At 71.5% G+C, this 13,338-nt stretch carries 14 protein-coding genes; 4 read left to right on the plus strand and 10 right to left on the minus strand.

Annotated elements, in window-relative coordinates; translation table 11 throughout:
• Positions 1-9 precede the first annotated feature (9 nt).
• From E5N76_RS02910 to flgF, 10 genes are all read right to left on the minus strand, one after another.
• Entirely contained in the window at positions 10-1,167 is a 1,158-nt protein-coding gene (locus E5N76_RS02910) for a glycosyltransferase (protein WP_149535808.1), read from the minus strand.
• Entirely contained in the window at positions 1,164-2,402 is a 1,239-nt protein-coding gene (locus tag E5N76_RS02915) for a glycosyltransferase (protein ID WP_187829946.1), read from the minus strand. The genes E5N76_RS02910 and E5N76_RS02915 overlap by 4 nt, the downstream gene beginning before the upstream one ends.
• 194 nt (positions 2,403-2,596) lie before the next feature.
• A complete protein-coding gene (locus E5N76_RS02920; RefSeq protein WP_149535810.1) occupies positions 2,597-3,739 on the minus strand; it encodes a glycosyltransferase family 4 protein in 1,143 nt (380 codons plus the stop codon).
• A gap of 21 nt (positions 3,740-3,760) precedes the next feature.
• Complete coding sequence (locus E5N76_RS02925) at positions 3,761-4,915, minus strand: DegT/DnrJ/EryC1/StrS family aminotransferase (RefSeq protein WP_149535811.1); 1,155 nt, start codon at positions 4,913-4,915, stop codon at positions 3,761-3,763.
• Complete coding sequence (locus tag E5N76_RS02930; protein WP_207791844.1) at positions 4,908-5,642, minus strand: nucleotidyltransferase family protein; 735 nt, start codon at positions 5,640-5,642, stop codon at positions 4,908-4,910. Before E5N76_RS02930 ends, E5N76_RS02925 begins: the two co-directional genes overlap by 8 nt.
• Entirely contained in the window at positions 5,639-6,577 is a 939-nt protein-coding gene (locus E5N76_RS02935) for an NAD-dependent epimerase/dehydratase family protein (protein ID WP_149535812.1), read from the minus strand. The genes E5N76_RS02930 and E5N76_RS02935 overlap by 4 nt, the downstream gene beginning before the upstream one ends.
• Before the next feature lie 436 nt (positions 6,578-7,013).
• Positions 7,014-7,742: a flagellar basal body L-ring protein FlgH gene (gene flgH, locus E5N76_RS02940; protein ID WP_149535813.1), complete on the minus strand. Its 729-nt coding sequence runs from the start codon at positions 7,740-7,742 to the stop codon at positions 7,014-7,016.
• Complete coding sequence (gene flgA, locus E5N76_RS02945) at positions 7,739-8,710, minus strand: flagellar basal body P-ring formation chaperone FlgA (protein ID WP_187829947.1); 972 nt, start codon at positions 8,708-8,710, stop codon at positions 7,739-7,741. Before flgA ends, flgH begins: the two co-directional genes overlap by 4 nt.
• 11 nt (positions 8,711-8,721) lie before the next feature.
• Positions 8,722-9,507, minus strand: coding sequence for a flagellar basal-body rod protein FlgG (gene flgG, locus E5N76_RS02950; RefSeq protein WP_149535815.1), 786 nt, complete (start codon positions 9,505-9,507; stop codon positions 8,722-8,724).
• A gap of 101 nt (positions 9,508-9,608) precedes the next feature.
• The gene (gene flgF, locus E5N76_RS02955; RefSeq protein WP_149535816.1) at positions 9,609-10,349 is read right to left on the minus strand and encodes a flagellar basal-body rod protein FlgF; all 741 of its coding nucleotides are present in this window, start codon (positions 10,347-10,349) and stop codon (positions 9,609-9,611) included.
• A 245-nt stretch (positions 10,350-10,594) separates the two neighbouring features.
• On the opposite strand from flgF, the gene E5N76_RS02960 reads away from it, so the two are divergent.
• From E5N76_RS02960 to E5N76_RS02975, 4 genes are read left to right on the plus strand one after another with little or no spacing between them, the layout of a single operon-like run.
• Entirely contained in the window at positions 10,595-11,134 is a 540-nt protein-coding gene (locus E5N76_RS02960; protein ID WP_187829948.1) for a flagellar basal body-associated FliL family protein, read from the plus strand.
• Entirely contained in the window at positions 11,131-12,192 is a 1,062-nt protein-coding gene (gene fliM, locus E5N76_RS02965; RefSeq protein ID WP_149535818.1) for a flagellar motor switch protein FliM, read from the plus strand. Before E5N76_RS02960 ends, fliM begins: the two co-directional genes overlap by 4 nt.
• A gap of 4 nt (positions 12,193-12,196) precedes the next feature.
• Positions 12,197-12,625: a DUF6468 domain-containing protein gene (locus tag E5N76_RS02970; protein WP_149535819.1), complete on the plus strand. Its 429-nt coding sequence runs from the start codon at positions 12,197-12,199 to the stop codon at positions 12,623-12,625.
• Positions 12,625-13,314 carry a MotE family protein gene (locus E5N76_RS02975; protein ID WP_149535820.1) on the plus strand — a complete coding sequence of 230 codons (690 nt, stop codon included), beginning with the start codon at positions 12,625-12,627 and terminating at the stop codon, positions 13,312-13,314. Before E5N76_RS02970 ends, E5N76_RS02975 begins: the two co-directional genes overlap by 1 nt.
• Positions 13,315-13,338: the final 24 nt, after the last annotated feature.

Below are 13,338 nucleotides of genomic sequence, written 5' to 3' on the forward strand. Positions count from 1 at the left end.
GAACGCGGATCATCCGGCCGGGCGGGCCGCCAGCTCGGCGGGCGGCAGGCGGGCGGTGGGGCGGGGCGGCTTCAGGCTGCCGGCGGGCGGCGCATGGGCGGCGACGATCTGCCGCAACTGGGCGCGGAAGGCGACCGCGTCGAAGGTCTCCGCATGGGCGCGGATCACCTCGGAATCATAGTGCTCCGGGCGGAAGGCGGAGAGCGTCTCGATCAGGCTCTCGGCATTCTGCTCGGGGAAGAATTCGCCGGTGACGCCGGGGCGGACCGTATCCAGCGCGCCGCCGGCGCCGAGCGCGATGACCGGCCGCCCGGCCGCCATGGATTCCAGCGGGGTGATGCCGAAATCCTCGACCGCCGGCAGGATCAGCGCCGTGCTGCGGGCGTAGAGCGCGGCTTTCTCCGCGCCGTCCACCCGCCCGGCGAAGCGGATGGTGGGGCCGGCCATGGCGCGCAGCCGCGCGGTGTCGCGGCCGTCCCCGGCCACCACCAAAGGCAGCTTCAGCCGGTTGCAGGCCTCGATGGCGATGTCGGCGCGCTTCCAGCCGACCAGGCGCATCAGCAGCAGGAAATGCTCGCCCGGGCCCTGGCCCATGCGGAATTCCGCAACGCGGATCGGCGGCGGCAGGATCTCGCTCTCCCGCCGGTAGTACTTGCCGATGCGCTGCTGCACGAGGCGGCTGGTGCTGATCCAGTGGTCGACGCGCATGGCGGCGACGGCGTCCATGGTACGCAGCGTCGGCAGCATGGCGCTCACCGCGCCGCGGGTCAGCCGGCCGAACCGCTCGCGCTCCGCATAGCCGTGGAAATCCCAGAGGAAGCGCGCCGGCGAATGGCAGTAGCAGATATGCACCGCCTCCGGCCCCACCACGACATTGTGGGCGAAGTTGAAGGAGGAGCTGAGCACGACGTCGAAGCCCGAAAGGTCGAAGCCGTGCATCGCCATGGGGTAGAGCGGAAACAGCGCGCGATGCCAGCGGCGCGCGCCGGGCAGCCGGTCCAGCCAGCTCGTGCGCACATCCCATTGCCGGAAATGCGGCGGCAGCCCCTTCTGGTTCCACAGCGCCATGAAGATCGGCGCGTCCGGGAAGGCGGCGTGCATCTCCTCCAGCACCTTCTCGGCGCCGCCATACTGGCCGATGCTGTCATGGATGATGGCCAGCTTCATCGCGGCAATCCTTGGGCGGTGCCTTGCGGGGCAGGGCCGATGGCGGCCACCGGTGCGGCGCGGCCCGGGCCGGCGCGGCGGGCGGCCAGCACGGCATCGAAGCTGCGGGCCACGGCGGCGCAGAAAGCTTCCGGGCGGAAGCGCGCGGCATCCCGTGCCGCCGCCGCGCCGAAGCCGGCGCCGCGCGGGCCGAGCGCCTCGGCCATCGCCTCGGCCAGCGCGGCGGGATCGGCAGGCGGCACCAGCAGGCCGGTGCGGCCATGCGTCACGATCTCCGCCGTGCCGCCGACATCGGTCGCGACGATGCGGCGGCCGAGGGTCAGCGCCTCGATCAGCGCCATGCTGAGGCTGTCATGCCGCACCGAGGCCTGCACCACGCAATCCATGGCGGCGAGGCAGGCGGCGACATCCGGCCGGTGGCCGGTGAAGGCGACGCGGCCGGCGAGTTCCGGCGCGCCGGAGAGCGCCTTCAGCCGCGCGAGGAAGGGCGCGTGCTCGGCGAGCGCCAGGCCGCCGACGATCCAGAAGCGCGCCGTCGGGTGCTGCGCGGCGAGGCGCGCGGCGGCGGCGAGGAAGACGTCCTGCCCCTTGCGCGGCTCGATCACGCCGAAGACGCCGATATGCGGGCCGGGGCCGGCGGCGAGGATATCGGCGGCCGGCAGGGCGGGGCCGCGGGCGAGGAAGCCGGGATCGACGCCGTTATGCACCGTCTCGCAGCGCTCCGCGGCGACGCCGAGATGCGCGAGCAGCGCGCGGCCGGCGCCGGAGACGCAGAGGAAGCGGTCGCAGGCGGTGGCGGCCAGGCGCTGGGTCAGCGCATAGGGCAGGTGCACCGGCAGCACCTCATGCATGTGCTGCACCAGCGGCAGGTTCAGCCGGCGCGCGGCACGCATGGCGTAGAGCGTGCCGACCGGGTGATGGGTGTGCAGCAGCGAGACCTGCGCCGCGCGCGCATGGCGTTCCACCGCCGCCGCGCCGGCGCGCCAGGCGAAGGGGTAGCGCAGCAGGGAAAGCGGATCGCGCGTCACCCGCATGCGGTCGAAATCGCAGGGCAGCACGGTGCCGCCGGCGGCGGTGACGGCGCGCGGCAACTCGCCTTCCGGCGGGCAGGCCAGCAGCACGTCCCAGCCATGCGGGCGCAACCCGGCGGCGAGGGTGACGATCACCCGTTCCACCCCGCCCATATGGGCGACGCGGTTGACCATCAGTACGCGGCGCGGCGCGGAGGCGATCATCGGGCGGAATTCCTCTGCGGCGCGACGGCGGAAGGCAGAGCTTGCGGCATGTCGGGGGGCAAGGTGGCACTCCCGGCTGTGTCCTGCGGCGATGGCCGCCATGCTGGCCTTAGGCCGGCACCTACCGCGGCGCAGCAAAAATGGGCGTGAGGCGAAGCAGCGTGAATCACGACGTGCATGATGCGCATTCCAATTCACGCCGCAGGTGGCGGCATCACCCGCTGGTTGCCGGCTGCGCTGCCATGCGCGCGTTGCGGCGTGGGGCGCGGCCGGTCATACAGCGCGGCGTATTGCGCGGCGCAGCGCGGCCAGGTGAAGCCGCGCGCAATGCTGGCCGCGGCCGCATCGCCGAGTGCCGCACGCTGCGCGGGATGCTGCAGCAGCGCGATCAACTGCCGCGCTAGCCCTGCCGTTTCCGGCGCGGCGAGCAGGCCGGTCTCGCCATGCTCGATCATCTCCGGAATGCCGCCGACCGGCGAGGCAACCACCGCCTTGCCGAGTGCCATCGCTTCCAGCACCACGATGGGCAGCGCGTCCTGCTGGCTGACATGGCAGTAGACATCCGCCATCGCCATGGGCAGCAGCGGGTCGTCCACGAAGCCGGTGAGGATGACGCCGGGCTGCGGCGTGGCCAGGCCGTGGCGGGTGCGGAATTCGGCCCAGAGCGGGCCATGCCCGACGAGCAGGAGCTGCGCCTGCGGCACGTGCTGGCGCACCATGCGGAAGGCTTCCAGCAGCCGCGCCGCGCCGGCCACCTTCAACGGATAGTAGAAGCGGGTGATCTGGCAGATGACGGGGCCGGGGCCGAGACCATAGGCGCGGGCGAAACCCGCCAGCGCCTCCGGCGTGGGCGGCGTGGCGGGCGGCGGCGCGCCGTAGATCACGCGGATGTTCCGCCGGAACGGCACCGCCATGTTGCCGATGCGCCGTCCGGTATCCTCGGAGACCACGACGACATGATCGCAGCAGGCGAAGAGCGCGCCGATCAGAACGCGTTTGACGAACGGCTTCCGCTCTGCCGGATCCACATGCACAGTATGGACGACGCGCACCCGGCCGAGGCTCAGCAGCTTCAGCAGGAGGGCGAGGCCGAGCATCGGCAGGTTTTCGTGGTTGTGAATGGCATCCGGCCGCGCCGTGCGCAGGCGCTGGAACAGCAGCGGGCCGAGGCGCGACCAGGGCAGGCGGCGCGCCTCATCCGGCGTCGGCGCCACCAGCGGGAAGCGCGGGCCATAGGCGCCCTGCAGTGCCGTCAGCAGGGCGCGGACGAAGGCGGCGATGCCACCGCTTTCCTCCACGGGAAAAGCGAGCAGCGTGGCCACGCACGGGTCTTTCATCACGGCGTTTCCTTGGTGCCCTCAGGCAGCGAGGGCGGCTGGCATAGCCTGGATCACGGACTCCGCCACCCGTCCCACCTGCGCTTCCGTCATGGTGGGGAAGAGCGGCAGGGTAAGGGTGCGCCGGGCGTAGTCGATGCTGTGCGGCAGGCGGTTGGCGGCGGCCTCGGCGAAGGCGGTGAAGCCGGAGATCGCCGGGTAGTGGCGGCTGGTCTGGATGCCCTGGGCACGCAGCGCCTCGGCGATCGCGTCGCGCGCCGCAGCGCTCGGCGCCACCACCGGCATCAGGTGGCAGGCGCTGGCGGCGACCTCCGCTTCGCGGAAGGGGATGACCAGGCCCGGCACGCCGCCGAGCAGCCGCCGGTAGAGCAGGGTGAGCTCGCGCCGCTTCGCATTGTTGGGCAGCAGCTTGGCGAGTTGCGCACGGCCGAGGGCGGCGCGCAGATCGTCCATGCGGTAATTGTAGCCATGCACGGTCACGTCATAGCCGCTGGCGTGGCCGCGATGCCGGTCCCAGCTCAGGCTGGTCATGCCGTGGGAGCGCAGCCTGGTGACGGCGGCGAGCAGCTCGGGGCTGTTCGTCGTCACCATGCCGCCCTCGCCGATCGCGAGATTCTTGTTGCTGAAGAAGGAGAAGCAGGCGATGTCGCCGAGGCTGCCGGACATCGGCCCGTCCGGCCGGGTGCGGCCGCCAATGGCGTGGCAGGCATCCTCGATGAGCAGCAACCCGCGGGCACGGCAGAATTCCGCCACCGCTTCCAGCCGCGTGGCGTAGCCGCCGTAATGCATGATGACGACGGCGCGGGTACGGGAGGTGAGGCGGCGTTCCAGCTCCGCCGGATCGAGTACCGGTTCCTCGACACTAACGATATCGGCCAGGACCGGTGTCGCTCCAGTAGCCCGGGTAACATTGGCGGCGGCCACGAAGTTGATCGCCGGCTGGATGACCTCGTCGCCCGGGCCGATGCCGAGGGCGAGCAACGCCAGATGCAGCGCCGCCGTGCCATTCGCCACCGCGACGGCATGGCGCACGCCGAGCAGCTCGGCGACGCCGGCTTCGAAGGCGCTGACTTCCGGCCCGGTGGAGAGCCAGCGCCGGCGCAGCACGCCGAGCACCGCCTGCTCCTCCTCTGTGCCGTAGTCGAGATCGCTGAGGGGGATGCCGGGCTCAGACATGATCGAACCGCCGCTTCTCTTCCGCATGCAGTTCCTGCGCGCGGGCGTAATCATCGGGCCGGCCGATATCCAGCCAGAGGCACTCGGTGCGGTGGGCGTGCACCTTCTCGCCGGCGCGCAGCAGCTTCAGCACCAGATCGGGGAAGTCGAGATACTTGCCGGGCTCGATGTATTTCAGTACCCGCGGCTCATAGACATAGATGCCCATGCTGACCGGATAGTTGTGCTGCGGCTTCTCCAGGTAGTCGACCACGTCACCCTCGGCATCCAGCTTCAGCACGCCGAGGTCGATCTTCACCTGCTTCTGGTGGGTGGCGATGGTCAGGATGGCGTCGTGCGCGCGATGGGCGCGCATCAGCTCGCCGAAATCGAGGTCGGTCAGCACGTCGCCATTCATGGTGACGAAGGTCGAGTTCAGCTCCGGCACCGAAGCGAGGGAGCCGGCAGTGCCGGTCGGCTCCGCTTCCTGCACGAAGCGCAGCTTGAGGCCGGCATAGGCCTGGTCGCGCTGGGCGAAATAGGCGCGGGTCAGCTCCGCCAGATGGCCGAGCGTCAGCGTCACGTCGCGGCAGCCGAAGCGGTGCAGCCGCTGCAGGATCGTCTCCACCACCGGGGTGTCGCCGAGCGGCATGAGCGGCTTGGGGAAGGTGACGGTGAAGGGGTGCAGCCGCGTGCCACGGCCGCCCGCCAGGATGACGGCCTTCACGCCGTCCAGCGGGGCGCTCACGCGGTGATCTCCGTCGGCCGGAAGATGCCGGTCTCGAAAGCGGAGACCACCTCGTCGATGCCCTGCGCCACGCTGCGCTCCGGCCGGAAGCCGAGGCGCGCCGCGATCTTCTCGAAGGAAACGCGGTAGTCGCGCGGATCCTCGGCGCGGGCAACGCGAATCACCTCGGCCTTCTTGCGCAGCCGCTGCTGGACCATCTCCACGATGTCCTGCTTGCGGAAATTCTCCGCCGTGGCGCCGACATTGAACACCTCGCCCGCCACCTTCTCCCGCGGCGAGGACAGCGCCAGGGCGATGCCGGCGGCGGCGTCCTGCACATGCACATAGGGCCGCCAGAACTGCTCGCCGAAGACGGTGAGCTTGCCGAGTACCTGCATCTCCGCGGCGAATTGATTGACCGTGAGGTCGAACCGGGTGCGGGCGGCGAGGCCGTAAAGCGTGGCGAAGCGCAGCACGGTATGGCCGGCCTCCAGCAGCGCCCGCTCCACCGCCACCTTGGTCTCGGCGTAGAGCGAGACGGGGCGCAGCTCATGCTCCTCCGTCGCCAGCACGGAGGTATCCGCCATGCGGCCGTAATTGCTGCAGGTGGAGGCGAAGACCATGCGGCGATCGCCGACCGCGCGCAGCAGGGCGAGCGAGGCCGCCTCATTCACCTCGCGGGCCAGCTCCGGCTCGGCAGCGCAATTTGGGTCGCCAACGACAGCGGCAAGGTGTACGACGGCATCGGCGCCGTCCAGCGCGCGGGCGACCGCTTCCGGGTCCCGGACATCGCCGGGGATGAAGCGGAAGCCGGGCTCGGCCAGCAGCGGCAGCAGGGCCTGGCCGCCGAAGCGGAGGCAATCCAGCACCCGGACCTGATAGCCGGACCGCAGCAATTTCTGTGACAGAGCGCCGCCTAGATAGCCGGCGCCGCCAGTGACCAGGATGGTGTCCATTCCCTGCGCAAGCTCCTCCGCAAGCAGTCCCCTGCGGAAACGGCGGTGTTGCCGCCGATCCGGTCTCGTCACATACCGCTCCGCCGCAAGGAGAACTGTGCGGGAAGCTGGAATTTGGGGTATTCGCCCAGTCGTTCCGTGGCGGGAGTTCTAGGATGTTCTGCGGGTGCGCCAAATAAAACTATGCGAGAGGCCGGGGATGCACCCTTGGTTGAATATCCCGTACAAGAATAACAGAGCCGTGTGTGATCAACCGGCAGGCGAGCGGGCGGGTGCCAGCGGCGACGGCACGCCGCGCCGATCCGCACGCCGAGCTGCCGCAGGGCGCCTGTGGCGTTCCCGCTGGCCGACGCGCCGCCGCCGTGCCGGGCTGCGCGAGGCGCTGCTCGTCAGGCGCACCCTCTACGTCGTTGCGCGATGAATTCGTGGGATGACGTCAGAACGGGAGCAGGGCGTCGAGAAGCTGCGAGCCGATGCGCGGCTGCTGCAAATCCGAAAGCGTACCGCGCCCACCATAGGTAATGCGCGCCTCCGCCAGCCGGTCATGCCGGATGGTGTTGTCGCTGGCGATGTCCTGCGGCCGGATCACGCCGCGCACCGCCAGTTCCCGCAGCTCGGCGCTGACCCGCACCTCCTGCCGGCCGGAGACCACCAGATTGCCGTTCGGCAGCACCTGCGTCACGGTCGCGGCCAGGCGCAATGCAATGGTTTCGGTCCGCCGCATCGTGCCGTTGCCGTCCGTGGTCTGGTTGCCATTGGCGCTGAGCAGCGTTTCCGGACTGGCGGCGCGCGGCAGCCAACGGCTCTGCAGGCCGAAGAATTGCGGCAGGCCCATGGTGTCGGTGCCGTCGCGTTCCCGCTGGGTGCGGTTCTGCAATTGCGCGTTGTCGTCGATGCTGACCAGGATGGTGATGAGGTCGCCCACCTGCGCGGCGCGCTGGTCGCGCAGGAAGGTACGGCTGCCCGGGCGCCACAGGCTGTTGGCGGCGAGCGGCGGGTCCTGCGACGCCGGCATGGGCATGGTCACCGGGCGGTAATCCGCCGCCGCCGTGGGGTCGGTCACCTGGCTCATCTCCGGGTTGCGGCCGATGCGGGAGAGCCGTTCCAGCGAGCCGCAGCCGGCCAGCGGCAGCAGGATCACCAGGGCGACGAGCCGCCGCTTCATGGCCGTTCCGCCCGCAACGGCGTCGCGCCCATGGCAATGCGCACCCGGCCGGGGCCCACCACCTGGCCTTCCACCACGGCGCGGCTGGCCAGGTTCATCACCGGCACCAGCCCGCCGCGCGGCCCGGCCTCCAGGGCACGGCCCTGCGCCGTCAGCGCCAGGCCCGGCGCCTGCACCTCCAGCACCACCAGCGCGTTCTTCTCCACCAGGCAGGGCGGGGCGACATCGGTCGCCAGCAGCGGCAGCTCGGCAGCGACGGGGCGACGGAGCTGCTGGCCCACCACCTCCTCCGGCCGCTGCGCGGCGCCGGGGCGGACGCGCTCCGCCCGCAGCCTGCCGGCGCGGACATCGCCTGGCCGCACCACCTCGCCGGCGGCCAGGCGGCGATTGGCCAGCACCACGGGCAGGGTCGCCACCGCCCGCCCGGAGAGGCGCTGGCGCAGCGTCGGCATGCCTTCCGCCAGCACCACCAGGGTGGTGACGAAGCGGCCCGTGGCGGGGTCGAAGCTGGTCGCCTCCGCCGCGAGCTGCACCTGGGAGGCGGGCGGCACCAGGGGTGGGGCCAGCGGGCCGAGTTCCAGCTCCGCCTCCGGGTCCAGCGCCAGCGGCAGCAGCTCCGCCCGCAGCGCGGCGAGGATCTCCTCCCGCGGCACGGCACGGCCGGGGCGCTCGACCACCACCCTTTCATGGCCGGAAACCGGCCGCCAGGCCAGGCCATAGGCGCGGGCGAGGGCGGCGAGCTGGGCCAGCTCCACCACCATGCGGTGGCCGGGCGCCGGCGCGGCGCCGATCGCCTGCCCGGCGCGCGGCCCGGCATTCTCGAACAGGTCGCCGAGGCGGAGCGTGGCGGAGTCCACCAGGCTGAGCGGCCGGGCCGCGGCCAAGGGAGCGGGCATGGGGGCAGGCACGGTCTGCGCCGCCACCGGCAGGGCGGCGAGCAGCAGCGGCAGCCAGGCGAGGGCGCGCATCAGGCACCTCATCAGCGCATGCGGGAGAGGGTGGAGAGCATCTCGTCGCTCGCGGTGATCACCTTGCTGTTCATCTCATAGGCGCGCTGCGCGGTGATGAGGTTGGTGATCTCGGAGACGATGTTGACATTGCTGGATTCGAGGAAGCCCTGCAGCAACTGGCCATGGCCCGGCTGCCCTGGCGCGGCGAGCTGCGGCTGGCCGGAGGCCGGCGTCGCCAGCAGCAGATTGTCGCCGATGGCTTCCAGCCCGCCCTCATTGGCGAAGATCGCGGTCTGGATCTGGCCGACATTCTGCGGGTTGATCTGCCCGTCCAGCTTCGCCAGCACCTCCCCCGCCACATTGATGGTGACGTCCACGGCGGCGGCCGGGATGGTGATGCCGGGCAGCACCAGATAGCCCTCCGCCGTCACGATCTGGCCTTCCGCCGAGAGGCCGAAGGTGCCGTCCCTGGTATAGGCGATGTCGCCGCTCGGGAGCTGCACCTGGAAGAAGCCATTGCCGCGGATCGCGACGTCGAAGCGGTTCTCCGTCTGGGACAGGCTGCCCTGCTCGGCGATGCGGTAGATGGCGGCGGTCTTCACGCCGAGGCCGATCTGCGTGCCGGAGGGCAGGACCGAGCCGTTCTCCGAGCTCTGCGAGCCGACCCGGCGCTGGTTCTGGTAGAGCAGATCCTGGAATTCCGCCCGCCGGCGCTTGAAGCCGGTGGTGTTCATATTTGCGATGTTGTTGGAGATCACCTCGACATTGGTCTGCTGTGCCAGCATGCCGGTGCCGGCGATCTGGAGCGAGCGCATGAGTCAGGACCTTCCTGGGCTTGGCGGCTGGGGTGGGATCGGTTGCGGCGCGGTCAGCGGATGCCGCTGCCTCCGCCCTGCCCGGGCAGGGGCATCGCGGCCTAGCTGCGGTGGCGGAGGATGCGCTCGACGGCGTTCTGCAGCCGCTCGCCCTCGCGCTCGGCGAATTGCGTTACCATCGCGAATTCGCGGCTTTCCTCCGTCAGCCGCACCATCTCCCGCACCGCGCTGACATTGCTGCCCTCGAAGGCGCCCTGGAGGAGCTGCGGCCGCGCCACCGGCTCCGGCGCATCATCGGCGGCGAAGAGCCGGCCGCCCTCGGCGCGCAGGCGCCGCGGATCGGCGAAGCGGACGATGCGCAGCTTGCCTACCACCCCGTTCTCGGTGCGGATGGTGCCGTCGCCCATGATCTCGATCCGGGTATCGCCAGGGGCGAAGAGGATGGGGCCGCCCTGCTCGTTCAGCACGTCCTGCCCCTCGGCATCCACCAGCCTGCCCTCCTGGTTCAGGCTGAAGCGGCCGGCGCGGGTGAAGCGCTCGCCCCGCGGCGTCTCGATGGCAAAGTAGCCCTCGCCCTGGATGGCGACGTCCAGCGGGTTGGCGGTGGTGGTCATCGGCCCCTGCTGGATGTTCCGCCAGGTCGCCCGGTCCACCGTATAGGCGACGCTGCCGGCGCCGCGCGGCTGCTCCGCCATCGGGTCGGTCTGCAGGTAGCGGGTGAAGACTTCCCTTTCGCTGCGGAAGCCGGGCGTGTCGGCATTCGCAAGGTTGTTCGCCACCACCGCGGTCGCCCGCATCTGGGCGCCGAGGCGGGAGAGGATGACATAGCCGGGCGTATCCATCTGCGTCTCCGCGGAAGCCCCGGGGGTGGCCGGGGCGGCGCCGTCCTGGCGCGGGGTGCGCCGGGGACAGGGCAACCGCCATGCCAGCGAGGCGGGGCGAAATGTCGCCGCCCGGCCGGGCCTTCCCTGCCGGGCGCGGCAATTCCTGCCGGCGGCGGCGGCGCGGATTGCCGGACGGCAGCGCCTTCAAGCCTTCCTTAAGCGACGCCGCGCACATTCGCCGGGGACCGAGCGGCGGATGGGTCATGGCGGGGAAGCCGGCGAAGGCCGAGGCGACGGAAGGCGAGGCGAAGCCGAAGGGCGGCCGGCGCAAGCTGCTGCTGCTCGCGGTGCCGGCGCTGCTGGCCATGCTGGGCGCCGGGCTGTGGTTCGGCGGCATCCTGCCGGGACTGCTCGGGATGCCGGCCGGGGAGCATGCGGCGGCCGGCGAGGCGGGCGGGCATGGCGCCTCGGCAGCGGTGCCGCCCGCGCCGCCCCGCCCCGCGATCTATTTCGACATGCCGGACATCGTGGCCAATCTCAACGCCCCCGGCCGCCGCGCCACCTACATCAAATTACGCAGCAAGCTGGAGCTGACGAAGCAGGAGGATGCGGCGACGCTGCAGGGGGCGATGCCCCGCCTGCTCGACCTCTTCACCACCTATCTGCGGGAGATGCGGCCGGAGGAGCTGCGCGGCAGCGCCGGCATCCAGCGGCTGCGGGAGGAGCTGATCGCCCGCGCCGGCATCGCCGCGGCCCCGGCCCGCGTCACCGACGTGCTCTTCCTCGAATTGCTGGTGCAATGAGCGACAGCCCGAACGAGGAAGAGGACCTCGCCGCCGCCTGGGGCGCGGCGCTGGACGCTGAAGGCGAGGCGGGCGCCGCCGCCGGCCCTGACGCCGCGCGGGTGCTGAACCAGGCGGAGATCGACAGCCTGCTCGGCTTCAGCTCCGGCCCGTCCGAGAGCGGGGAGAAATCGGGGATCGAGCGCATCGTCAGCGCCGGCCTCGTCTCCTATGAACGCCTGCCGATGCTGGAGATCGTCTTCGATCGCCTCGTCCGCATCATGTCCACCAGCCTGCGCAATTTCACCTCGGACAATGTCGAGGTCTCGATCGACAGCATCGTGTCGCTGCGCTTCGGGGATTACCTGAATTCCGTGCCGCTGCCCGCCATGCTGGCGGTGTTCAAGGTGGATGAGTGGGATAATTACGGCCTGCTCGTCATCGATTCCGCGCTGATCTACTCGGTGGTGGACGTGCTGCTCGGCGGCCGCCGCGGCACGGCGGCCATGCGCATCGAGGGGCGGCCCTACACCACCATCGAGCGCACCCTGGTGGAGCGCCTCATCACCGTCGTGCTGCAGGACCTCTCGGACGCCTTCAGCCCGCTGAGCCCGGCCAATTTCCGCTTCGAGCGGCTGGAGGTGAATCCGCGCTTCGCCGCCATCTCCCGCCTCTCCAACGCCTGCATCCTCTCCCGCCTCCGCGTCGACATGGAGGACCGCGGCGGCAAGATCGAGCTGCTGCTGCCCTATGCGACACTGGAGCCGGTGCGCGAGCTGCTGCTGCAGCAATTCATGGGCGAGAAATTCGGCCGCGACAGCATCTGGGAAACCCACCTCGCGGAGGAACTGCTGCACACCGAGCTCTCGCTCGACGTGGTGCTGGATGAGCAGACCATGCCACTCGCTGCCGTCATGTCGCTGCAGCCGGGCGACCAGATCACCCTGAATGCCGCGCCCGGTGCCCCGGTGGTGCTGCGCTGCGGCGATATCCGCCTGTTCGAGGCCGAGCTGGGGCGGCGGGAAACCCGTCTCGCGGTCCGCATCGGGCATGAAATCCGCCGTCGGCAGGAGGCCTAATTCCATGGGATGGGTGCAGACAGGGCTGGATCTTCTGGTGGTGGCGCTGCTCGGCGCAACGCTGCCCTTCGCCATCCGGCTGGAACGCGCGCTGCGCCTGGCGCGGCAGGACCGGGCGGCGCTGGAAGGCAGCGCCACCGATCTCGGCGAGGCGACGCGGCTGGCCGAGGCGGCGACCACCCGCCTGCGCGCCACCGCCGAGGGCGCCGGGCGGCAGGTGGCCGAGAAGCTCGCCGCGGCGGAGCCGCTGCGCGACGACCTCCGCTACCTGGTGGAGCGCGCCGAGGCGCTGGCCGATAGGCTGGACCTGCTGGTGCGCAGCGCCAGGCCGCTGGCGAGCGAGACGGCCCGCGCCGCGCCAGCCGCCGAGCCGGCCCAGGCCCGCAGCCAGGCGGAGCGCGACCTGCTGCGCGCCCTGAAGGCGGTGCGCTGATGCGCCTGCTGCCCGCCGCGCTGCCGGCCATGGGGCTGCTGCTGGCGGCGAAGCTCGCCGGGCTGGCGCTGCCCGGGCCGGCGGTGGTGGCGGAGCTGGCGGCCCTGGCGCCGGTGCCGGAAGCGCGGGCCGGCGGTCTGGTGCCGGAGGCGCGCGCCAGCAGCCCGGCGCCCGCCGCCGCGCCTGCCCCGGCGCCCGCCCCTGCCTCTGCCCTGGCAGCCCAGGCCGCCGCGCCGCCGCCCCAGGCGGTGCCTGCCCCGCCGCCGGAGCCGACGCCGGAGCAGCGCGCGGAGCGCGCCCTGCTGGAAGGGCTGCGCGCCCGACGCGCCGAGATCGAGGCGCGGGAGCAGGCGATGCAGGCGCGCGAGATGGTGGTGGCCGCGGCAGAGCGCCGCCTGACCCGGCGGGTGGAGGAGCTGACCGCATTGCAGCAGCGGATCGAGGCCGCGGACCGCGCCAATGGCGAGCGCGAGGCGGCCGGCTGGCGGCAGATGGTGAAGCTCTATGAGGGCATGCGGCCGCGCGATGCCGCGACGATCTTCGACGAACTGGACCTGACCGTGCTGGTTCCGCTGGTGGACCGGATGCGGGAGGCGAAGGCGGCGCCGATCCTCGGCGCCATGAAGCCGGACCGGGCCCGGCTGCTGACCACCGAACTCGCCCGCCACCGCGCCAGGCCGGCGAACTGACCCCATGCACCGCTGAAGGAGACC

This window comes from Siccirubricoccus phaeus, from assembly GCF_008360935.1.
GTDB classification, from domain to species: Bacteria; Pseudomonadota; Alphaproteobacteria; order Acetobacterales; family Acetobacteraceae; genus Siccirubricoccus; species Siccirubricoccus phaeus.